The organism is Diaphorobacter sp. JS3051 (assembly GCF_015832135.1).
Classification (GTDB): Bacteria; Pseudomonadota; Gammaproteobacteria; order Burkholderiales; family Burkholderiaceae_C; genus Diaphorobacter; species Diaphorobacter nitroreducens.
Map to the genome: position 1 here is coordinate 2,060,706 of NZ_CP065406.1, position 19,773 is coordinate 2,080,478.

At 66.4% G+C, this 19,773-nt stretch carries 20 protein-coding genes and 1 riboswitch; of the genes, 7 read left to right on the forward strand and 13 right to left on the reverse strand.

Going from position 1 to position 19,773, the window contains the following annotated elements:
* Nucleotides 1-51: 51 nt before the first annotated feature.
* A complete protein-coding gene (locus tag I3K84_RS09850) occupies nucleotides 52-420 on the reverse strand; it encodes a DUF2917 domain-containing protein (protein WP_231403451.1) in 369 nt (122 codons plus the stop codon).
* Nucleotides 421-643: 223 nt separating this feature from the next.
* Here I3K84_RS09850 and I3K84_RS09855 point away from each other — a divergent pair, with 223 nt between their 5' ends.
* Both I3K84_RS09855 and I3K84_RS09860 read left to right on the forward strand, forming a co-directional pair.
* Nucleotides 644-1,654, forward strand: coding sequence for a LysR substrate-binding domain-containing protein (locus tag I3K84_RS09855; RefSeq protein WP_011804087.1), 1,011 nt, complete (start codon nucleotides 644-646; stop codon nucleotides 1,652-1,654).
* 258 nt (nucleotides 1,655-1,912) lie between these two features.
* Nucleotides 1,913-2,332 carry a bacteriohemerythrin gene (locus I3K84_RS09860; protein WP_231403452.1) on the forward strand — a complete coding sequence of 140 codons (420 nt, stop codon included), beginning with the start codon at nucleotides 1,913-1,915 and terminating at the stop codon, nucleotides 2,330-2,332.
* 70 nt (nucleotides 2,333-2,402) lie between these two features.
* On the opposite strand, the gene tyrS is transcribed toward I3K84_RS09860, so the two are convergent.
* On the reverse strand, nucleotides 2,403-3,635 hold the full coding sequence (gene tyrS / locus I3K84_RS09865; protein WP_196996008.1) for a tyrosine--tRNA ligase: 1,233 nt from the start codon (nucleotides 3,633-3,635) through the stop codon (nucleotides 2,403-2,405).
* Between the two features lie 192 nt (nucleotides 3,636-3,827).
* On the opposite strand from tyrS, the gene I3K84_RS09870 reads away from it, so the two are divergent.
* Both I3K84_RS09870 and I3K84_RS09875 read left to right on the forward strand, forming a co-directional pair.
* Nucleotides 3,828-5,192: a M23 family metallopeptidase gene (locus I3K84_RS09870; protein ID WP_047349095.1), complete on the forward strand. Its 1,365-nt coding sequence runs from the start codon at nucleotides 3,828-3,830 to the stop codon at nucleotides 5,190-5,192.
* A 12-nt stretch (nucleotides 5,193-5,204) separates the two neighbouring features.
* A complete protein-coding gene (locus tag I3K84_RS09875) occupies nucleotides 5,205-6,326 on the forward strand; it encodes an anhydro-N-acetylmuramic acid kinase (RefSeq protein ID WP_196996009.1) in 1,122 nt (373 codons plus the stop codon).
* A gap of 62 nt (nucleotides 6,327-6,388) precedes the next feature.
* On the opposite strand, the gene erpA is transcribed toward I3K84_RS09875, so the two are convergent.
* The 6 genes from erpA to I3K84_RS09905 form a co-directional block, all read right to left on the reverse strand.
* Nucleotides 6,389-6,763 (reverse strand): iron-sulfur cluster insertion protein ErpA, encoded by a 375-nt coding sequence (erpA, locus tag I3K84_RS09880; RefSeq protein ID WP_011804082.1) that lies wholly within the window; start codon nucleotides 6,761-6,763, stop codon nucleotides 6,389-6,391.
* A gap of 60 nt (nucleotides 6,764-6,823) precedes the next feature.
* Nucleotides 6,824-7,222 (reverse strand): polymer-forming cytoskeletal protein, encoded by a 399-nt coding sequence (locus I3K84_RS09885; RefSeq protein ID WP_011804081.1) that lies wholly within the window; start codon nucleotides 7,220-7,222, stop codon nucleotides 6,824-6,826.
* A gap of 54 nt (nucleotides 7,223-7,276) precedes the next feature.
* The gene (locus I3K84_RS09890) at nucleotides 7,277-7,993 is read right to left on the reverse strand and encodes a DUF6776 family protein (RefSeq protein ID WP_012655620.1); all 717 of its coding nucleotides are present in this window, start codon (nucleotides 7,991-7,993) and stop codon (nucleotides 7,277-7,279) included.
* 141 nt (nucleotides 7,994-8,134) lie between these two features.
* Nucleotides 8,135-8,527, reverse strand: coding sequence for a 30S ribosomal protein S9 (gene rpsI, locus I3K84_RS09895; protein ID WP_011804080.1), 393 nt, complete (start codon nucleotides 8,525-8,527; stop codon nucleotides 8,135-8,137).
* Between the two features lie 10 nt (nucleotides 8,528-8,537).
* The gene (rplM, locus tag I3K84_RS09900; protein ID WP_011804079.1) at nucleotides 8,538-8,966 is read right to left on the reverse strand and encodes a 50S ribosomal protein L13; all 429 of its coding nucleotides are present in this window, start codon (nucleotides 8,964-8,966) and stop codon (nucleotides 8,538-8,540) included.
* Between the two features lie 154 nt (nucleotides 8,967-9,120).
* A complete protein-coding gene (locus tag I3K84_RS09905) occupies nucleotides 9,121-11,007 on the reverse strand; it encodes a serine/threonine-protein kinase (protein WP_196996010.1) in 1,887 nt (628 codons plus the stop codon).
* Nucleotides 11,008-11,222: 215 nt separating this feature from the next.
* On the opposite strand from I3K84_RS09905, the gene I3K84_RS09910 reads away from it, so the two are divergent.
* Nucleotides 11,223-12,113 (forward strand): 23S rRNA (adenine(2030)-N(6))-methyltransferase RlmJ, encoded by an 891-nt coding sequence (locus I3K84_RS09910; RefSeq protein WP_196996011.1) that lies wholly within the window; start codon nucleotides 11,223-11,225, stop codon nucleotides 12,111-12,113.
* A 44-nt stretch (nucleotides 12,114-12,157) separates the two neighbouring features.
* Here the strand turns inward: I3K84_RS09910 and I3K84_RS09915 are convergent, their stop codons facing one another.
* The 5 genes from I3K84_RS09915 to ahcY all read right to left on the reverse strand — a co-directional run bounded on the left by I3K84_RS09915 (nucleotide 12,158) and on the right by ahcY (nucleotide 16,965).
* Nucleotides 12,158-12,874 carry a septal ring lytic transglycosylase RlpA family protein gene (locus I3K84_RS09915; RefSeq protein WP_231403453.1) on the reverse strand — a complete coding sequence of 239 codons (717 nt, stop codon included), beginning with the start codon at nucleotides 12,872-12,874 and terminating at the stop codon, nucleotides 12,158-12,160.
* A 19-nt stretch (nucleotides 12,875-12,893) separates the two neighbouring features.
* Nucleotides 12,894-13,517 (reverse strand): DUF4124 domain-containing protein, encoded by a 624-nt coding sequence (locus tag I3K84_RS09920; protein WP_231403454.1) that lies wholly within the window; start codon nucleotides 13,515-13,517, stop codon nucleotides 12,894-12,896.
* Between the two features lie 70 nt (nucleotides 13,518-13,587).
* Entirely contained in the window at nucleotides 13,588-14,427 is an 840-nt protein-coding gene (gene metF / locus I3K84_RS09925; RefSeq protein ID WP_103738621.1) for a methylenetetrahydrofolate reductase [NAD(P)H], read from the reverse strand.
* Complete coding sequence (locus I3K84_RS09930; RefSeq protein ID WP_196996012.1) at nucleotides 14,424-15,422, reverse strand: TlyA family RNA methyltransferase; 999 nt, start codon at nucleotides 15,420-15,422, stop codon at nucleotides 14,424-14,426. Before I3K84_RS09930 ends, metF begins: the two co-directional genes overlap by 4 nt.
* Before the next feature lie 112 nt (nucleotides 15,423-15,534).
* On the reverse strand, nucleotides 15,535-16,965 hold the full coding sequence (gene ahcY, locus I3K84_RS09935) for an adenosylhomocysteinase (RefSeq protein WP_103738640.1): 1,431 nt from the start codon (nucleotides 16,963-16,965) through the stop codon (nucleotides 15,535-15,537).
* 66 nt (nucleotides 16,966-17,031) lie between these two features.
* Nucleotides 17,032-17,113: riboswitch (S-adenosyl-L-homocysteine riboswitch) on the reverse strand.
* Between the two features lie 138 nt (nucleotides 17,114-17,251).
* Here ahcY and I3K84_RS09940 point away from each other — a divergent pair.
* Complete coding sequence (locus I3K84_RS09940; RefSeq protein WP_172206130.1) at nucleotides 17,252-18,877, forward strand: peptide chain release factor 3; 1,626 nt, start codon at nucleotides 17,252-17,254, stop codon at nucleotides 18,875-18,877.
* A 17-nt stretch (nucleotides 18,878-18,894) separates the two neighbouring features.
* The gene (locus tag I3K84_RS09945) at nucleotides 18,895-19,731 is read left to right on the forward strand and encodes an HAD-IIB family hydrolase (RefSeq protein ID WP_103738624.1); all 837 of its coding nucleotides are present in this window, start codon (nucleotides 18,895-18,897) and stop codon (nucleotides 19,729-19,731) included.
* The last annotated feature ends 42 nt before the right edge of the window (nucleotides 19,732-19,773 follow it).

The window sequence follows — 19,773 nt, forward strand, 5'->3', positions numbered from 1 at the left end:
AGCGCCCGTCATTCGGGCGCTAGCAGCCAGTTTGATGCGATAGCCGGACGGTCAGGCGCGGCAGACATCGCCCCGGGGGGAGGCGTACTGCGTTGACGGTGCGCGCACCGCGGCGGCGCTGCGCCACTGGAACTGCAGCGGCTCGCGGCCCATCGGCTCGACCACGGCGTGCTGGCCGGAGGCCACGCACACGCTCTGGCCCGCGTGCAGCATGAGGTCCCCCGAATCCTCGCGCCAGCCATGGGGGCCGTCGCTCAAGGTCACCCAGGCCAGGCCGCTGACCACGCGCAGTTGCATCGGCGCGCGGGGGTGCAGGCTGCGCGCCGCGCCCTGGGGAATGGTGCACAGTTCCGGTCCGGCAACGCCGGCGGGAACGCTGGAGGCTTGCGAATGCAGAACTTGCGAGGTGGTCACGGTCATCTCCTGGTAAACCCTTTGAAGTGACGCCAGTGTGCGACTGCGACCCGGGCACCGTCCAATGAAAACGGAAGGCCTCATCGATTACGGAACGGCATCAATCACTGTATCACCCCATGCCCCGGGGGACGGCAACCGCCAGCGGTGCACCTGCTGCCTGAGCAGCCTGCTGCGCGATCGATGAAAAAGCGCTAGCATTTTGATTCCCAATGGTCATCAATCTGCCATGAACTCCCCTCTCTTGCCCGCCAGCGCTCCTCCCATCGCGCATCTGCGCACCCGGCCCGTGGCCGTAGGTCATTGGCGCGCATTTCTGGCCGTGGCGCGGCATTTGAACTTCCGCGCCGCGGCCGAGGAACTGGCCCTGACCCAGTCGGCGGTGAGCCGCCAGATCCAGGCGCTGGAGGACGAAGTGGGCGTACCCCTGTTTCTGCGCCACACACGCGCCGTGGAGCTCACCAGCGCCGGCGGCCAGCTGCAGCGCGCCGTGGCGCCCGCGCTGGAGCGCATGGACGCGGCCGTGCGCCTGGTGCGCCAGACGGCGGGGCGCAAGAGCGTGGCCATCACCACCTGGGCCAGCTTTGCGTCCATGTGGCTGATCCCGCGCATGGAGGAATTCCAGCGCGACAACCCCGACATCGACATCCGCATCGACGCAACCGACACCATCGTGGACCTGGAGACGGCCGACGTGGACCTGGCCCTGCGCTCCAGCGTGCCCGGCACGCAGGCCGCGGGCGCGCAGCGGCTGTTTGGCGAGCAACTGGCGGTGGTGGCCAGCCCCTGGCTCCTCAACAGCATGCCGCCCATCCGCACGCCGGCCGACGTGGCGCAGTTCACGCTCATCGAGGCAGGCGACGCGCACCGCATGCCCTATTTCGAGTGGATCACCTGGCGGCGCTGGTTCGAACTGCACGGCCTGGGGCGGCTGCAGCCCAAGCGCTGGCTGTACTTCAACTACGCGCAGCAGATCGTGCAGGCCGCGCTGGCCGGCCAGGGCCTGGCGCTGGCGCGCATGCCGCTGATCGCGGAAAGCCTCGCCTCGGGCGACCTGCAGGAGGTGCTGCCGGGCCACCGGCTGGACTCTCCGCTGGTGTACTGGCTGGTCGTCGGCCCGCGCAGCGGCCAGCGCCCCGAAATCCAGGCGTTCAGCGCCTGGCTGCTGCTGCAGGCCGAAGCCACGCGCCAAGCCGTCGGCGAAGTGCCGGACACGGACCTGAACGACGACATCTCCTGAGCGCGGCACGATCGCTCCTCTATTTATAGCGCCTAGCGCGCGATGGGCGGGCGCGTTTGGCTTTTTGCACAGGAATGCGTGGCAAACCGCTCACGCAGCCGGGCGCTTCGTCTGACGAAGATCAAGGCCCATGCAAATCCATGCGAATGACATGGTCTTCCCCTATGGGTTGTCACGCAAAGGTCTGCGACCGTCGGCAGGCTATGCCCCGCCCCCGACAACACCAATGGACAGAAGAGAAGACCCTGTATGCCTTTCATGCCCTGGACCGCGGAACTGGAACTTGGCCTGCCCGAAATCGACGACCAGCACCGTCAACTGGTCGCGCTGACCAACGCCCTGCACGATGAACTGAGCGCGGCGAGCCCGCGCCGCAGCGCCGTGGGCGAAATTTTGGAAGGCTTGGTGGACTACACGCACAACCACTTCATCGTGGAGGAGGTGCTGTTTCAGCAGCACGACTACGCCGAGACTCCCGCCCGTAAGGCCGAGCATGACGGCTTCACGCGCAAGGCCATGGATCTGCTGACGCGCTTCGACGGTGGGCAGGAGGTCTCGCTGGAGGCGCTGGAATTCCTCAAGCGATGGCTGGTGCACCACATCTGCAAGGTGGACCGCGCCTACCTGCCGTTCATGCGCGAGGCGCTGCAGGCGCAACGCACCGCCGCCCTGGCCTGAACGGGCATGAAAAAAGCCACTGCGCGCAGTGGCTTGGCAAAGCGGGAGCGCGGTCGCGCCCCGCCGGGCATCAGGCCAGGGTGACGCGCGCGAACTTGCGCTTGCCGACCTGCACCACGTAGCTGCCCGCTTCCAGCTTCAGGCCCTTGTCGCTGACCACGCCGCCGTCCACGCGCACGCCGCCGCCGTCGATGAGGCGGTTGGCCTCGCTGGTCGAGGGCGCAAGGTTGGCCTGCTTGAGCAGCGCACCGATGCCCAGGGGCGCGCCCGCCAGGCGGACTTCGGGAATGTCGTCGGGGATGCCGCCCTTGCTGCGGTTGACGAAATCCTGCTCGGCCGCGTCGGCCAGTGCGGCGCTGTGAAAGCGCGCGGTGATCTCCTTGGCCAGCATCACCTTGGCATCCTTGGGATTGCGGCCTGCCGCCACCTCGGCCTTGAGCGCGGCGATTTCGTCCAGGCTCCTGAACGACAGCAGCGTGTACCAGTCCCACATCAGGGTGTCCGAGATGGAGAGCACCTTGGCGAACATGGAGTTGGCGTCCTCCGTGATGCCGATGTAGTTGTTCTTGGACTTGGACATCTTGTCCACGCCATCCAGCCCCACCAGCAGCGGCATGGTGAGCACACACTGCGGCTCCTGCCCCCATTCTTGCTGCAGATGGCGTCCCATGAGCAGGTTGAACTTCTGGTCGGTGCCGCCCAGCTCCAGGTCGCTCCTGAGCGCTACCGAGTCATAGCCCTGCAGTAGCGGGTAGAGGAACTCGTGCAGGCTGATGGAGCTGCCGTCGGTGAAGCGCTGGTGGAAATCGTTGCGCTCCATCATGCGTGCCACGGTGTACTTGGCCGACAGCTGAATCATGCCGCGCGCACCCAACTGGTCGCACCACTCGCTGTTGTAGCGGATCTCGGTACGCGCTGGGTCCAGCACCTTGGCCGCCTGGGTGTAGTAGGTTTTGGCGTTGACCTTGATCTGCTCGGCCGTCAGGGGCGGGCGCGTGCTGTTGCGGCCCGACGGGTCGCCGATCAGCGTGGTGAAGTCGCCGATCAGGAAGATGACCTGGTGGCCCAGGTCCTGCAATTGGCGCATCTTGTTGAGCACCACCGTATGGCCCAGGTGGATGTCCGGCGCCGTGGGGTCCAGCCCGAGCTTGATGCGCAGCGGCTGGCCCGTGGCCTCCGAACGCGCCAGTTTCTGGGTCCATTCTTCTTGGGGCAGAAGCTCGTCGACCCCGCGCAGGGAGACTTCAAGCGCCCGTCCTACACCATCGGTCACCGAGAATGTTGTAACAGCAGATTGATTCATAAGGGTTTTTTGGGGTGCCGCCAGGGCCCCAACGACTATACTTCCGGGCACTTTCCAGCCGTGGATTCTAGTGGGCCACCCGTACGCCCGGCGTTCGCTCCCTTCCACAGCACTACGACATTGACAGTGCCTCCCGCCCTTTAAGACCCTGGCCCGGGGCCTGGAAGCACACAGACGCCTGGGGTAAGACTCTTGAACAACGGCTTGACGACCGCCTGCCTGGTATTGCTCAACCAACTGAAGCAGTCCGTTCAGAAACATCCAAAACGCATCACTGCCGCCGTGGCCACCCTGCTGCTCACCGGCGGCGGCGGTGCCTTCGCAGTGGCTTCCTTCGCTCCCGACCCGGCCGACCTGCCCGTGCGCACCGTCACGCAGGCCGTGCAGTCGCTGGCGGCAGACGAACCGCTATCGTCGCTGGTGGACATCCCGCAGTACGCGCTGTACCGCTCCGACGTCACCCGCAGCGCCGATACCGCCGAGAGCATCCTGCAGCGCCTGGGCGTGGCAGACCCCGCCGCTTCGGCCTTCCTGCGCAGTGACGCCAACGTGCGGCAGAACCTGCTGGGACGCACCGGCCGCTCGATGTCCGCCGAGACGACCGACGACCACCGCCTCACCCGCCTGACGGCGCGCTGGGCCCCCGACGACAGCGAGAGCTTCAAGCGCCTGGTGGTCGAGCGCCAGCAGGACGGCAGCTTCGCCTCGCGCATCGAGACGGCGCCGCTGACGGTGGGCAGCCGCCTGGCGGGCGGCATCATCCGCAGCTCGCTGTTTGCAGCAACGGATGCCGCCAACATTCCCGACGCCGTCGCCGTGCAGCTGGCAGAGGTGTTCTCCGGTGACATCGACTTCCGGCGCGCCCTGCGCAAGGAAGACCGCTTCTCGGTGGTGTATGAAACCCTGGAGGCAGATGGCGAGCCCCTGCGCAGCGGCCGCGTGCTGAGCGCCGAGTTCCACAATGGCGACAAGACCCACAGCGCCGTCTGGTTCCAGGAGCCGGGAGCCACCAAGGGCTCGTACTACACGCTGGACGGCGAGAGCATGCGCCGCGCCTACCTGTCGTCGCCGGTCGAGTTCTCCCGCGTCTCCAGCGGCTTTGCGATGCGGTTCCACCCCATTCACAAGACCTGGCGCGCGCACCTGGGTACCGATTTCGCGGCGCCGACCGGTACTTCCGTACGCACGGTAGGCGACGGCGTGGTGGATTTCGCCGGCGTGCAGAACGGCTACGGCAACGTGGTGTACATCAAGCACCGCAACCAGCACGTCACCGTCTACGCGCACCTGAGCCGCATCGACGTGCGCAAGGGCGAAAGCGTGGAGCAGGGCCAGAAGATTGGCGCCGTGGGCTCCACCGGCTGGGCCACGGGCCCGCACCTGCACTTCGAATTCCGCGTCGCGGGCGAGCACAAGGACCCGATGGTTATTGCGCGCCAGAGCGAGGCAGCCCAGCCGGTCTCGGCCGCCGCACGTCCGGCATTCGACCGCCTGGCCGGCAACATGCGCGTGCAGCTGTCCTCCGCCGCACAGATCCTGCAAGCCAGCGCCGAGTAACGCCCTTCGCCCATGGATACGCCGCCACGGTGGTTCATCGGGCTGATGTCGGGCACGTCGCTGGACGGCGTGGATGGTGTGCTCGCGCATTTTTCAGGCCAAAAATGCGCTGTAGCCCAGCATGCATCAGCGCCACTAGCTCCTGATTTAAGAGCAGAATTCCTCGCTCTCAACAGTACCGGCCACGACGAACTGCACCGCGCGGCGCTCGCCGCGAATGCGCTGGCGCGTACCTATGCGAAGGTAGTCCACCGTCTGCTGGACCAAGCGGGCCTCACGGCGGCCGCGGTGCAGGCCCTGGGCGCGCATGGGCAGACGGTGCGCCACCGGCCGCAGGCGTTCGATGGCACGGGCTACACGCTGCAACTCAACCAGCCCGCCTTGCTGGCCGAAATCACCGGCATCACCGTCGTGGCCGACTTCCGCAGCCGGGACGTGGCGGCGGGCGGCCAGGGCGCGCCGCTGGTGCCCGCCTTCCACCGCGGCGTGTTCGGCCAAGCCGGACGCACCGTGGCGGTGCTGAACCTGGGGGGCATTTCCAACCTGAGCATCCTGCGGGCCGACGGGACCACCGTGGGGTTTGACTGCGGCCCGGCCAACGCCCTTATGGATCACTGGTGCGAGCGGCATACGGGGCAGCCCTACGACCACGAAGGCGCCTGGGCACGCAGCGGCCATGTCCTGCCCGCCCTGCTGGAGGCGATGCTGGACGAGCCATTCCTCGCCCTTGCGCCCCCCAAGAGCACGGGGCGTGACCTGTTCCATCCGCAATGGCTGGCCACACGCCTTGCGGCCAGCGCCGTGGGCGCCGCGCCCCAGGATGTCCAGGCCACCCTTGCCGAGTACACGGCCCTTACGTGCGTCCAGGAGTTGTCACGGCACGCACGCGACTGCCGGCTGTTGATCGTCTGCGGCGGCGGGGCACTGAACCGCTATCTGATGGAGCGCCTGCAGCAATTGGCACCGACGGTTCGTGTCGAAAGCTCGGATCACCACGGGCTGCCTCCCCTGCAGGTCGAAGCGGCTGCCTTCGCGTGGCTGGCGCATCAATGCGTCAGCGGCCAGACAGCCAGCTTGCCCGCGGTCACGGGCGCCCGCGGGGAGCGCATCCTCGGCGCCATCTACCCCGCCTGAGCAATCTGCCACGCAGCCATAAAAAAGCCGCCCGTAGGCGGCGGATTCTCATGGGCTGTGCGTCAGTGGTCTTCCACGGAGAAGCTGGAGCCGCAGCCGCATGTCGAAGCGGCATTCGGGTTCTTGATGACGAACTGCGCACCCTGCAGGTCTTCCTTGTAGTCGATCTCTGCACCCACCAAGTATTGGTAGCTCATGGCATCGATGAGCAGTGACACACCGTTCTTGGTCATGGTGGTGTCGTCTTCGTTCGTGATTTCATCAAATGTGAAACCATACTGGAAGCCCGAGCATCCCCCGCCCTGCACGAAGACCCGCAGCTTGAGGTCAGGATTGCCTTCTTCGGCAATCAACTCGGCCACCTTGGCGGCGGCGCTGTCGGTGAAAAGGATGGGGGCGGGCATCTCGGTCGTGGTGTTCTCGGCAACGGCGCTCATGAAGGGCTCCTTGGGTCAGTCTTTGTTTCGATGGTAAGGCATAGCCCCCCAGCGCTCCGTTCACTGTGCGTTTGACGCCAGTTTCAGTGTGGGCTTTTCTTCCAGCAGCAGCGGCGCGGCCGGGCAGAGCTGCCCGGCAATCACCGCGCCCTGGTGCATTTCAAGGGCCTTGTAATGCACGTTACCGGTGATCCGCGCCTTGGGCTGAACCTCCAGCAGCTCCGTGGCATGTACGGGCCCCTCCACCGTTCCGTTGACGATGACATGGGCGGCATGCACCGCACCTTCCACCTTTGCTGATTCGGACACCACCACAATGCTGGGTTCAGCCGAAGACCGCAGGTCGCCGATCACTTCGCCATCCACCCGCAATCCGTCCGCGAACAGTACATCGCCCTGCACGCGCGTTCCTTGCGCAATCAGGCTCTTGATCGGGGGTGGCTTCTTGCGCGAAAACATGTGGTATTCCCTCGGGGTGTAGTAGTCGTTGCCATGCGGGTCCGCAGCCGGGCCCTATGGCTCCAGTGAAAAAGTCTGGGCCGCGCGCAACGAGGTTCCATCCATCAGGCGCGCGGTCACGGTTTTTACCATGGCGCCCGGCGGCAGGGCCGCCACGCCCTGAACCCGCCGGTACTGCCGGAACTGAAGCGGCTGGATGACCGCTGGAGACGTGGAGGACCACTCCGCCCCGTTCAGCGTGCCCGCCAGCAGCAGTTCCAGCCGGCCCTTGAATTCCGGCGCATTGCGCATGGGCTGCATGGCCAGCACCTGCCAGCGCAACTGCCCACCTCCCTCCAAGGTCTCGGCATGCAGCCCGCGGATGGTCAGGTTGCCAGGCTTGCCGGTGGGGGTCAGCTTCTCGAAGAAGCCCAGGTCCTCCCGCAGGCTACGGTTGTCGGCTTCGAGTTGCCGCAGTTGCTCCAGCAGACGATCCATGGCCGCCTGCTCGGCTATGCGCAGGCTGCCCGCGGCTTCCTGCTTTTCGTGCTGGAGACGGTTGTGCTCGCGCAACTGCGACACCTCTGCACGAAGGCGCTGCAATTCCTCCCGGCTGCCCGCGTCCAGCCCGGCGATCCGTTTGCCCAGGTCGAAGGCCCACAGCGTCATGGCCGCGCACAGGCCCAGGACGATGGCCACGGCCGCCCAGCGCAGCGGCCACGGAAGCGCGCTGCGCACGGTGACGCGCGGAGCGGAGATCGTGAGGCGGCGGCGCAGCAGTCGGTAACGCATGGGCAGTGCACGTTTCTTTCAGTGGGATGGTCGCCGCCCGCGGCAACGCCCAAAAACAAAAAAACCGCCCCGAAGGGCGGTTTCTGCAGTCTGCAGCACGCCGAGGGGCGCTGCAGCATAACGCAAGGCAGTGGCCGAGGCTTAGCGCTTCGAGAACTGCTTGGCGCGGCGTGCGGAGTGCAGACCGACCTTCTTACGTTCGACTTCACGGGCATCACGCGTCACGAAGCCGGCTTGGCTCAGTGCGGGCTTCAGCGTCGCGTCGTAGTCGATCAGAGCGCGGGTGATGCCGTGGCGGGCAGCGCCAGCCTGGCCGGATTCACCACCGCCGTGCACGTTGATCTGGATGTCGAAGGTTTCGACATGGTTGGTCAACGCCAGGGGTTGCTTGGCAATCATGATCGAGGTTTCGCGGCCGAAGTACTGCTGAATGTCTTTGCCATTCACAGTGATCTTGCCGGAACCCTTCTTCAGAAACACGCGGGCGACGCTGGACTTGCGACGGCCGGTGCCATTGTTCCATTCACCAATCATTCAAGGCTCCTTAGATTTCCAGCGCTTTAGGCTGCTGAGCGGTGTGCGGATGTTCCGCGCCGCCGTACACCTTGAGCTTCTTGATCATGGCGTAGCCGAGCGGGCCCTTGGGCAGCATGCCCTTGACGGCCTTTTCCAGCGCGCGGCCGGGGTGCTTGGCTTGCAGATCGCGGAAGTTCGTGGCCGTGATACCGCCGGGATAACCCGAGTGGCGGTAGTACACCTTGTCCAGGGACTTGGTGCCGGTGACCTTGAGCTTGGAGGCGTTGATGATGACGATGTAGTCGCCGGTATCAACGTGAGGCGTGTAAATGGCTTTGTGTTTGCCGCGCAGACGGAGGGCAACTTCGCTGGCTACCCGGCCGAGCACCTTGTCGGTGGCGTCAATCACAAACCACTCGTGCACGACCTCAGCGGGCTTTGCGCTGAATGTGGACATGAGTTTCTCTTTTCTAGAGGTGGTTTGGCGGTCCTTTTCCACGGTCGGTGCTTTTCTGATGAAAGCCTCTTAGGTGGGATGTCGCGCTTCGCCGCGGGACCTAAAAATCGCTGCGAAGCCGGCCATTATACAAAATCGACCGCTGCGCAGTGCCCTACTGCGAGTAAAGCTGTCGCCTGCGCTCCTCGGCTTCCTGCCGGCGGCGGTTTTCCACGCAAATGGGATGGTTGGCCAGCCCCGGCTTCTGGCATTGCTCGTGAATGCACAACGGGCGAGCAAAGAAACTGGATGCCTCGCAGGCCTCGTCAGGCCCGGGCACCCTTGCGGGCACCGCAGGGCGTGACGGCGCAGGGGGAGGTGGCGCCGGCTCGGGAGCCGGAACCACAGGGGCGGGCGCTGGGGCAGGCGCGGTCGCCTCGGCAGCCTTGCGCGCAAGCCGGGGTTTGGAGACGGCCGCAGGCCGGGCCTCAGCCACCGACGCAGCCTCTGGCTGCATTGCCATTGCCGCCGACGCGGGGTCCGCCGCCTCATGCGACACCATCACCACCTCTGCCGGCTCCGGTGCTGGCGCTGGTGACGCAAGTTCCGTGATGATCTCGTTTTCGGGGGTATACCGCGGCGCGCTCTCCCGGCCTCCCCACCACGGACTGCTGGCGATGACCAGCAGCGCCAGGGAGGCAGCCATACCCCACACCAGCCGTGCCCGTCCGCCATGACCTGCTCTGGCAACACGGGGGGCTGATGCATGGCGTGCAGCCTTCTGGGGGCGGGGTGTGCGCGCGTGCGTCTGTTGGCGTGTACCGGTCGGCGCGTCATGTTGCGGCATCTCGCGCGTATCTGCGAAGGCCTGCGTGTCGCCCGCATCGGCAACGGTTTCCGCAAACACGGTCGCAGGCTCCACGGGTGACGCCATGAGGTCTGCCGGCGCGCTAGCCGACGCCGCCACAACGGTGGCGGCCTGCGGCCGGGAATTCTGCGGCTGCGACATCGCCGTGAGGTCGATCATCGGGACTGCCACGCCCTGCGCATCCTTGCTCGAGGGCTCCACCCAGATGGAGCCCAGTTCGGCACGGAAGTCGAACCCGTCCAGTCCCGCGGGCGCAGCCGTCATGCCCATCGTCTGCAGGAACGCGTCGATGGATTGTGGACGGTCCTGCGGCTGCAGCGCCAGGCACTGCGACACCGCATCGACGAACGGACGCGAGTATTCCACGCCGAACTGCTTGCGCACCGTGCGTGCTACGCGGGAGAACGACACCATGCGGTCGCGTATGGCGCGCAAGGTGGCGGGCAACGGCGTGTCGTTGCACAGACAGCCATGCACGACGGCGCCCAGCGAATACAGGTCGCTCCACGGCCCTTGGTGCAGGTGCGATGCCGCGTCCGTGTACTGCTCTATGGGCGCGTAGTTGACTTTGAGCACGGCCGTGTGCTTCTGGTCCCGGTCGCTGATCGCATGCCGCGCGGCGCCGAGGTCCAGCAGCACTGGTGGGCCATGGTCCTGCAGGAAGATGTTGTCCGGCGAGATGTCGCGGTGCAGCGTCTGTCCTTCGTGCAGCACCCGCAACGCGCTGGTGACCGACCACAACACCTTGCGCAGCCATTCCTCGGGGGGCGGCGTGCGCATGTGCGCGCGCGCCTGCTTGAGGGTCAAGCCGCTGTACAGGGGCATGACCATGTAGGCCGTGTGATTGGCTTCCCAGAACCGGAAGACCTTCACCAGCGAGGGATGGTCGAACTGCGCCAGCAGGCGCGCCTCGTCCACGAACGAGGCCAGGCCCGCCTGGAAAGACTGCTCGTCCGACGAGGAACGCACCCAGAGCGAATGCCCGTCCGCGCGGCCCGCCAAGGCGGCAGGCATGTACTCCTTGATCGCGACGAAACGCAGCAGGGAATGGTCGAACGCCTGGTACACCATGCCGAAGCCACCCACGCCCAGCAGCGCCACGATCTCGAACTCTCCCAACCGGGTGCCCGCCGGGAGGGCGTCGACGTGGTGCGCGACGCTGGCGGGCGTGAAGCGGGGGGGGAGCGAAGACATGGAGGGCGTTGCGGACAAGGGATGCGGATCAGCGAGTGCAGCGAAGTCTAACGAGGAAGCGGAGGAAGCACCGCGGCACGCCGCAGCGGACGCCATGATGCGCCAGGCAGCCAGGCCGACGCGCAACAAAGCGCATCCTGTCTGCCAAAAACATCACTTCCCGTACCAGGCGGACCCGCATTGTGCCCGCGATGGCGCTGGTTACCATTGGGTGCATGTTCAGTTACCGCCACGCCTTCCACGCAGGCAACCACGCCGATGTGCTCAAGCACACGGTGCTCCTTGCCACCTTGCAACACCTTCTACAGAAAGACGCGGCCCTGACCGTTCTGGACACCCACGCCGGCGCGGGCCTGTACCGGCTCGACGGAGACTATGCCTCCACCAGCGCCGAATCCGCGGACGGCATTTTGCGCCTCGTGCCGCCAGCGGCTCTTCCCGCCCTGGCACCCGCGCTGCAGGACTACGTGGACATGGTGCGCGCCTTCAACCAGGGCGATGCCACGCGCGTCTACCCCGGCTCGCCCTTCATCACGCAGCGCCTCTTGCGCGCCCAGGACAAGCTCAAACTGTTCGAGCTGCACCCCACCGACGCCCGCTCCCTCGCAGGCAACATAGCCCAGCTTGAAGCAGGCAGGCAGGTGGCCGTGCTGCAGGAGGACGGTTTTGAGGGCGTCAAGAAGTTCATCCCCCCACCGGCCCGCCGCGCGCTTGTACTGTGCGATCCCAGCTATGAAATCAAGAGCGACTACCTGCGCGTGCAGGCGCTGTTGCAGGATGCGCTGAAGCGCTTTGCGACCGGCGTGTATGCCGTCTGGTACCCCATCATTCCGCGGGCGGAGGCGCACGATCTGCCGCGCCGGCTCAAGACGCTGGCCCAGAAGGCGGGCAAGCCCTGGCTGCATGCGACGCTGACCGTGAAATCCAGCAAACTGGCCTCCCCTGCGGCCGGCGAAGGCGCGCGCCGGCCCGGCCTGCCGGCCAGCGGCATGTTCGTGGTCAACCCTCCCTTCACGCTGCAGGGCGTGCTGCGCGAGGCGTTGCCGCAGATGGCGCAATTGCTGGCCCAGGACCGCAACGCGTCCCACACGCTGGAGGTGGGTTAAGCCCCGGGGCAGCGGCGCCCGCACGATCCCTGGGATGCCGTGGTTTAGCGCCGCCGGGCCCGGCTCTTGCGGGGAGTAGTGCGCGCAGCGCCCTGATTTGTGCGCGCTTGCGCGGCGCCCGCTGGAGCAGCGGCCGGCGAGGCTGCGGGCGTGGACGACGGGTCCAGCTCCGGCAGATCTTCGGGGCAGCTGTCGTCGTCCGGCCCCATGTGCCAGATCTCCACGGGCTTGATGCCCAGGCCCACCATGCCCAGTTCCTGCGCCGCGGCCTGGCTCAGGTCGATGACCCGGCCTGGCGCGAACGGTCCGCGATCATTGACGCGCACCACCACCACCTTGCCGTTGACCAGGCTGCGCACGCACACCCGCGCCCCGAAAGGCAACGTGCGGTGCGCGGCGGTGAGTTCCCCATGGTCAAAACGCTCGCCGCTGGCCGTGCGCCGGCCATGCAGGCTGCCGCCGTACCAGGAGGCCAGCCCGCGCCCGAGCAGCACGCCGCTTTCTTCCTCGTCTTCGCGGCCGCGCTCGATGGCGGTATCGGCTTCACGCGGAGAAGACGGTGCCGAGCGCACCCTGCCCTCCTTGCGAGCCCGCGGCGGGGCCGATACACCGGAGTCCGGTGGGCTGTCCGCCTGCGCGCCCGCCGGTCCCGGCAGTGCCTGCGACGGGCCATGTGCTATTACAGGGGGCGCATCGGCGGGTGGCGCCGCGCAACCCGCCAGCACGGCCGCCAACAGCACGCCGGCCAACCACCGTCCCATGCGGCCGGGATGCAAAGGGTCAGAAGTCGCCGCAGCGGGTGATGACGTTGGTCTCAAAACGGCGCAGATCATTGCGTTCACCCGGTGTCAGGTCGGTGCGCGCTCTCTTGGCGGCCAGGATGCGCTTGGACTCCGCGCATTGCAGCGCCTTGCGGCTTTCCTGCTCCTCCTGCGCCAGTTGGGCTTGTTCCTCGCGCTCGCGCTCTGTGCGGCGCTGGCTGCGTGCCTCGCGGCGCTCGCGGTAGTAGCGCGAGGCGGCATCGCTCTCCTCGTCGCTGCAGTCGCGCCGGTATTCGCGCTGCATGCCTGCGATGACGTCGTAGCTGGAGCCGTTGGCCGATGCCCCGCGGATGCTGTTTTGCAGCGTGCGGCAGCGCCCGCTCATGTAGCTCTCGTATTCCGGCACCTCGCGCATCGCACTGCTGCGCCGGGACGGGGTGGGCGCGTAGCTGCGGGGCTCGACGCGTGGCTCCACCGGCCCCGCCGAGACGGCGGTGGTCACCATGCCCTTGGGGCAGGGGCGCGCCAGGGTGTAGACGGCGCCCTGCTCGTCGCGGCAGGAATAGCGCGTCTGCGCCGACGCGGGCGATGCCATCGCAAGCGACAGCGTGGTGAACAGCAGGAAGGCAATGACGGGACTCATACCGCAAACGCGCAGGGGATAGGAGGAAGAGGACGGGAAAAAGCTGCCGATATTACCCATCCCCGCCGCTTCAGAGCCCCAGGCGGTCGCAGATTTCCAACGTGGCCGCGCTCTGGTTCATGGTGTAGAAGTGCAGGCCCGGCACGCCCTCGCGGCGCAGTTGCTCGCACAGGTGCGTGACGACATCCAGGCCGAAGGCGCGAATGCTCGCCACATCGTCACCATAGCCCTGCAGGCGCAGGCGGATCCAGCGCGGGATCTCGGCGCCGCAGGCGTCCGAAAAGCGCAGCAGCTGCGACGCGCCCATGATCGGCATGATGCCCGGCACCACGGGCACGTCCAGCCCCAGGCGGCGCACGTCCTGCACGAAGCGCAGGTAGGCGTCGGCATTGAAGAAGTACTGTGTGATGGCCGAGTCGGCGCCCGCGCGCACCTTGGTGGCAAAGGCCTGCAGGTCGGCATCCGACGAACGGGCCTGGGGATGGACCTCGGGGTAGGCCGCCACCTCGATGTGGAAGTCGCGCCCCGTCTCGGCGCGGATGAACGCCACCAGATCGCTCGCGTAATGGAACTCGCCCCCGATGCCGTAGCCGCTGGGCAGGTCGCCGCGCAGCGCAACCAGGCGCTTCACGCCCATGGCTTTCAGCTCGGCGAGCTGCGCGCGCACGCTGTCCTTGGTGGCGCCGATGCACGAGAAGTGCGAGGCCGCGCTCACGCCCTCGGCGAGGATCTCGCGCACCGTGCCGAAGGTGCCCGCCTGCGTGGAGCCCCCCGCGCCGTAGGTGACGGAGCAGAACTCGGGCCGGCGCGCATACAGCTGCTGGCGCACGGCGCGCAGTTTGTCGGCGCCCTCGGGCGTCTTGGGCGGGAAGAATTCAAAGCTGACCGGAAAGGCCGTGGAAAGGCTCATGCCTTCCTCCTTGCATGGATGAAGAACTCGCGGTTGCCGTCGCCCCCCTCGATGGGGCTATCGATCCAGGCCACCACGTGCAGCCCCAGCTCCGTGCAGCAGTCACGGATGCGCTGCTCCACCTGCGGATACAGCTGTGCATCGCGCACGATGCCGCCCTTGCCCACTTGGCCGGGTTGCAACTCAAACTGCGGCTTGACCAGCATCAGCAGCTGGCCCTGCTCTTTCAACAGCGGCACCAGCGCAGGCAGCACCAGCGTGAGCGAGATGAAGGACAGGTCGCCGGTGACGAGATCGAACGCCGGCGTGATGTCCACGTCCTCGCACCCGGGACGGCGGCGGCGCTGCACGGGCAATGAGCCATCGGCGCGTGCCTTGGCCTTGGCGGCGCGCTCAGCCTTGAAGCTCTCGATCTCATGCTCCTTGGCGTCGTCGCTGTCGTCGTACTCATCGTCCACCATGCCGCCGTTGCGCATCCAGGCGTAGGGGGCCTGGGGCTGGGTGTCGTTGTCTTCCGCGTCCTCGATGACTTCGGACAGCGCCACGTCGCAGGCGTCCTGCAACGCCTCGGGCGTGAGGGCCCGGGCATTCACGCCTTCCACGCAGACCACCCGCGGGTCGGCGCGCAGCCGCTCGTGCAACTGGCCGTGGCCCACGTCCACGCCAATCACCTGGGCAGCGCCATGTGCCAGCAGGCAGTCGGTGAAACCGCCGGTGCTCTGCCCCACGTCCAGGCAGCGCAGGCCAGCCACTTGCATGCCCGTGGCCGCCAGCGCGCCTTCAAGCTTGAGGCCGCCGCGCGAGAGGTACTTGGCCTCCGCAGCGTCCAGCAGCTGCACCTCAACCCCCGCAGGAATGTCGTCGCCGTTCTTGGCCACCTTCTGCCACGGCAGCGTGGGCGCCAGGCGCCACTGCACGCCGGCGGCAATCAACCGCTGGGCCTGCGACCGGGTGGCCGCGTAGCCGCCTTCCACCAGAAATACGTCCGCGCGCATCGCGCTATCCTCTCATATCGATAGCTGGCAGCGCTTGCAGCGAGCCACTTTCAGCAATTTTTCATGCTGAAAACAGCCACTGGCAAGCGCAAGCAGCTATGCTTTTTAACAATCAATAGCGGTAGGTGTCGGGCTTGTAGGGGCCCTGCTTCGGCACGCCGATGTAGGCGGCCTGCTCGTCGCTCAGCTCGGTCAGCATGGCGCCCACCTTCTTCAGGTGCAGGCGCGCCACCTTCTCGTCGAGGTGCTTGGGCAGCACGTAGACCTTGCCCACGTCGTAGCCCTCGGGGTGGGTGAACAACTCGATCTGCGCGATGGTCTGGTTGGCGAACGAGTTGGACATCACGAAGCTGGGGTGGCCCGTGCCGCAGCCCAGGTTCACCAGGCGGCCCTTGGCCAGCAGGATGATGCGCTTGCCGTCCGGGAAGATCACATGGTCGACCTGGGGCTTTATTTCTTCCCACTGGCAGTGCTCTTCGAGCTTGGCGACCTGGATCTCGTTATCGAAGTGGCCGATGTTGCAGACGATGGCCTGGTCCTTCATCGCCTTCATGTGCTCGAAGGTAATGACGTCGCGGTTGCCCGTGGTGGTGACGAAGATGTCGGCCTTGTCGGCGGCCCACTCCATGGTCACGACCTTGAAGCCTTCCATGGCAGCCTGCAGGGCATTGATGGGGTCGATCTCGGTCACCCACACCTGGGCGCTCAGGGCGCGCAGCGCCTGGGCCGAGCCCTTGCCCACGTCGCCATAGCCCGCCACCACGGCCACCTTGCCGGCAATCATCACGTCGGTGGCGCGCTTGATGCCGTCCACCAGCGACTCGCGGCAGCCGTACAGGTTGTCGAATTTGGACTTGGTCACCGAATCGTTCACGTTGATCGCACGGAACAGCAGCGTGCCCTTGGCCGACATTTCCTTGAGGCGGTGCACGCCGGTGGTGGTCTCTTCGGTCACGCCGATGATCTGGGCGCTCTTGCGGCTGTACCAGGTGCTGTCCTCGGCCAGCTTGGCCTTGATGGCGGCGTACAGGATGCGCTCTTCCTCGCTGCCGGGGTTGGCCAGCACGGAGGCGTCCTTTTCAGCGCGCTTGCCCAGGTGCATCAGCAGCGTGGCGTCACCGCCGTCGTCCAGGATCATGTTTGGGCCTTCGCCCTCGCTGCCCTTGGGGCCGAAGTCGAAGATGCGGTGGGTGTAGTCCCAGTAGTCCACCAGGGTTTCGCCCTTGATGGCGAACACCGGCGTGCCGGTGGCGGCAATCGCGGCGGCGGCGTGGTCCTGGGTAGAGAAGATGTTGCACGAGGCCCAGCGCACGTCGGCGCCCAGGGCCTTGAGCGTCTCGATCAGCACGGCCGTCTGGATGGTCATGTGCAGCGAGCCCGTGATGCGCGCGCCCTTCAGGGGCTGCTTGGCCGCGAATTCCTCGCGGATGGCCATCAGGCCGGGCATCTCGGTTTCGGCGATGCGGATCTCCTTGCGGCCCCAGTCGGCCAGGGAGATATCGGCAATCGCGGAGTCGGCTGGGGACTTGAGAACAGCGCTCATGGTGGTTTCCTTGATGGGTATCTGAAAAAACCGCGCCTGGGGGATGGGGCTCACCGCACCGCAAGGCGTGGGTGAGCGTCGTTGCTGGGTATGACTTCCGAGCCTCGCGCCCCGCCGTGCTGGGGACGCTGCAACGCTCCTCGGAAAGTGCAAGATTATACCGGCGCCCCCGCACCACGCGCCGCGCCGTAGAATCCCCGCCCAATGCCAGGGCGCTCCCGCAGGGTGCGCCCGCCTCTTCTCGCACCGGCCGCAGCGCACCGCGCGGCCCTCACCCAGAATCACTGTGTCGTACGCCCCAGAAACCCGGCGCCGCCGGACTTTTGCCATCATCTCCCACCCCGACGCCGGCAAGACCACGCTGACGGAAAAGCTGCTGCTGTTCTCCGGCGCCATCCAGATCGCCGGCGCCGTGAAGGGCCGCAAGGCCAGCCGCCACGCCACGTCCGACTGGATGGAGATCGAGAAGCAGCGCGGCATCTCGGTGGCGTCGAGCGTGATGCAGATGAGCTACCGCGACCATGTCATCAACCTGCTGGACACGCCGGGCCACAAGGACTTCTCGGAAGACACCTACCGCGTGCTCACGGCCGTCGATTCGGCCCTGATGGTGATCGACGCGGCCAACGGCGTGGAGGCGCAGACGCGCCGCCTGATCGAGGTCTGCCGCCAGCGCGACACGCCCATCATCACCTTCGTCAACAAGATGGACCGCGAAGTGCGCGACCCGCTGGACATCCTGGACGAGGTGGAGCGCGAGCTGGGCATGCCCTGCTGCCCCATCACCTGGCCGGTGGGCCAGGGCAAGTCGTTCGGCGGCATCATCAACCTGCGCACGCAGACCATGACGGTGTTCGCCCCCGGCAGCGAAAAGCGCCCGCAGGACTTCGAGGTCATTCCGCTGGCCGATGCCGACAAGCTGCGCGCGCGCTTCGGTCAGGCCTTTGACGACGCACTGGAAAGCATGGAGCTGGCGCAAGGTGCCTCGGCGCCCTGGGACCATGAAGCCTTCCTGGCTGGCAAGCTCACACCGGTGTTCTTCGGCTCGGGCGTGAACAACTTCGGTGTGATGGAAGTGCTGGATGCGGTGGTGGACATGTCGCCCCCGCCCGGCCCGCGCAAGAGCTCGCTCGTCGTCAACAAGCAGACCGTCGAGAAGACCATCCTGCCCGAAGACAAAGGCTTTTCGGGCGTGGTGTTCAAGGTGCAGGCCAACATGGACGCCAACCACCGCGACCGCATCGCCTTCGTGCGCGTGGCCAGCGGCAAGTACACGCCCGGCATGAAGCTCAAGGTCCAGCGCACCGCCAAGGAACTGCGCCCCACCAGCGTGGTCACCTTCATGAGCCAGCGCCGCGAGGCGGTGGAAGAGGCCTACGCCGGCGACATCATCGGCTTCACCACGCACGGCGGCGTGCAGCTGGGCGACACCATCACCGACGGTGCCAACCTGCAGTTCACCGGCCTGCCGTTCTTCGCCCCCGAAATGTTCATGACCGTGGTGCTGAAGAACCCGCTGCGCACCAAGCAACTGCAGCAGGGCCTGATGCAACTGGGCGAGGAAGGCGCCATCCAGGTCTTCAAGCCCGAGGCCGGCGGCAACATGCTGCTGGGTGCCGTGGGCCAGCTGCAGTTCGAAGTGGTGCAGCACCGTCTGAACACCGAATACGACTGCGACATCCGTCTGGAAGCCTGCCAGTACACGGGAGCCCGCTGGATCACCGCCGACACGCCGGCCGAACTGCGCGAGTTCGAGAACGCCTACCCCATGCGCATGGCGCGCGATGCGGCGGACACGCTGGCCTATCTGTGCACGAGCCCATATGACGTACGGCTGGCGCAGGAGCGGTTCCCGAAGATTCACTTCCATCCGCTGCGGGAGCATGCGGGGTTGGCGTTGCAGAACAGTTGACGCGACCCCCATCCGCCATGCACCCTCTTGCCTCATGGGACGAGTTGGCGCGCACGTGCATCACCGGCGTGCTCACCGACATCGACGACACCCTGACCACCGATGGCGCCATCACCGCCGATGCCCTGCAGGCGCTGGCCGACCTGAAAGCCTCAGGGCTGCACGTCATTCCGATCACGGGCCGGCCGGTGGGCTGGAGCGAGCCTTTTGCCGCTGCCTGGCCGGTGGACAGCATCGTTGCTGAGAACGGTGCGGTGGCGCTGCTGCGGGCGTCCCGAAATTTTGCCCCAAATGGCCTACAGTCCCCGTGCGATAAGCGCGAGCAGCTATTAAAGTTGTATCAACAGGACGCCGCCACGCGCGCCTCCAACTTCGCGCGCATGCAACAGGTGCTGGCCGAGATTGAAGCCGCCGTGCCCGGCGCCCGGCGCGCCACCGACTCGCCGGGGCGCGAGACGGACATCGCCATCGACCACAGTGAATTCACGCACCTGCCCCAGGCGGCCATCGACCAGGCTGTCGCCCTGATGCATGCCGCGGGCATGAACGCCACCGTGAGCAGCATCCACATCAACGGCTGGTTTGGCGCGCACAACAAGCTGGAGGGTGCGCGATGGATCGTGCGCGAGCTGTTCGGGCGCGATCTGGACGCCGAGCTGGAGCGCTGGGTCTACATCGGTGACTCCACCAATGACCAGCTCATGTTTGCGCACTTCCCGCACAGCGTGGGTGTGGCCAATATTGCGCGTTTCGTGCCCCAACTGCAGCATCTGCCGCGCTATGTGACGCAGGGCGAGCGCGGGGCAGGGTTTGCAGAACTTGCGCAATCCTTGCTTGCCATCAACGATCGCTGACATCGACCGTCCAGGTGCGCGTTGCACTACCAAAACGCCACC

Bases quoted from the DNA above. Each gene is read 5' to 3' on its own strand.
- I3K84_RS09885 (WP_011804081.1), bottom strand. From the start codon at position 7,222: ATGTTTTCGCGCAAGAAGCCACCCCCGATCAAGAGCCTGATTGCGCAA.
- I3K84_RS09860 (WP_231403452.1), top strand. From the start codon at position 1,913: ATGCCCTGGACCGCGGAACTGGAACTTGGCCTGCCCGAAATCGACGAC.
- rpsI (WP_011804080.1), bottom strand. From the start codon at position 8,527: ATGATTGGTGAATGGAACAATGGCACCGGCCGTCGCAAGTCCAGCGTC.
- I3K84_RS09875 (WP_196996009.1), top strand. From the start codon at position 5,205: ATGGATACGCCGCCACGGTGGTTCATCGGGCTGATGTCGGGCACGTCG.
- I3K84_RS09910 (WP_196996011.1), top strand. From the start codon at position 11,223: ATGTTCAGTTACCGCCACGCCTTCCACGCAGGCAACCACGCCGATGTG.
- I3K84_RS09850 (WP_231403451.1), bottom strand. From the start codon at position 420: ATGACCGTGACCACCTCGCAAGTTCTGCATTCGCAAGCCTCCAGCGTT.
- I3K84_RS09945 (WP_103738624.1), top strand. From the start codon at position 18,895: ATGCACCCTCTTGCCTCATGGGACGAGTTGGCGCGCACGTGCATCACC.
- I3K84_RS09920 (WP_231403454.1), bottom strand. From the start codon at position 13,517: ATGAGTCCCGTCATTGCCTTCCTGCTGTTCACCACGCTGTCGCTTGCG.
- I3K84_RS09905 (WP_196996010.1), bottom strand. From the start codon at position 11,007: ATGTCTTCGCTCCCCCCCCGCTTCACGCCCGCCAGCGTCGCGCACCAC.
- I3K84_RS09855 (WP_011804087.1), top strand. From the start codon at position 644: ATGAACTCCCCTCTCTTGCCCGCCAGCGCTCCTCCCATCGCGCATCTG.
- tyrS (WP_196996008.1), bottom strand. From the start codon at position 3,635: ATGAATCAATCTGCTGTTACAACATTCTCGGTGACCGATGGTGTAGGA.
- ahcY (WP_103738640.1), bottom strand. From the start codon at position 16,965: ATGAGCGCTGTTCTCAAGTCCCCAGCCGACTCCGCGATTGCCGATATC.
- erpA (WP_011804082.1), bottom strand. From the start codon at position 6,763: ATGAGCGCCGTTGCCGAGAACACCACGACCGAGATGCCCGCCCCCATC.
- I3K84_RS09930 (WP_196996012.1), bottom strand. From the start codon at position 15,422: ATGCGCGCGGACGTATTTCTGGTGGAAGGCGGCTACGCGGCCACCCGG.
- I3K84_RS09915 (WP_231403453.1), bottom strand. From the start codon at position 12,874: ATGGGACGGTGGTTGGCCGGCGTGCTGTTGGCGGCCGTGCTGGCGGGT.
- rplM (WP_011804079.1), bottom strand. From the start codon at position 8,966: ATGTCCACATTCAGCGCAAAGCCCGCTGAGGTCGTGCACGAGTGGTTT.
- metF (WP_103738621.1), bottom strand. From the start codon at position 14,427: ATGAGCCTTTCCACGGCCTTTCCGGTCAGCTTTGAATTCTTCCCGCCC.
- I3K84_RS09890 (WP_012655620.1), bottom strand. From the start codon at position 7,993: ATGCGTTACCGACTGCTGCGCCGCCGCCTCACGATCTCCGCTCCGCGC.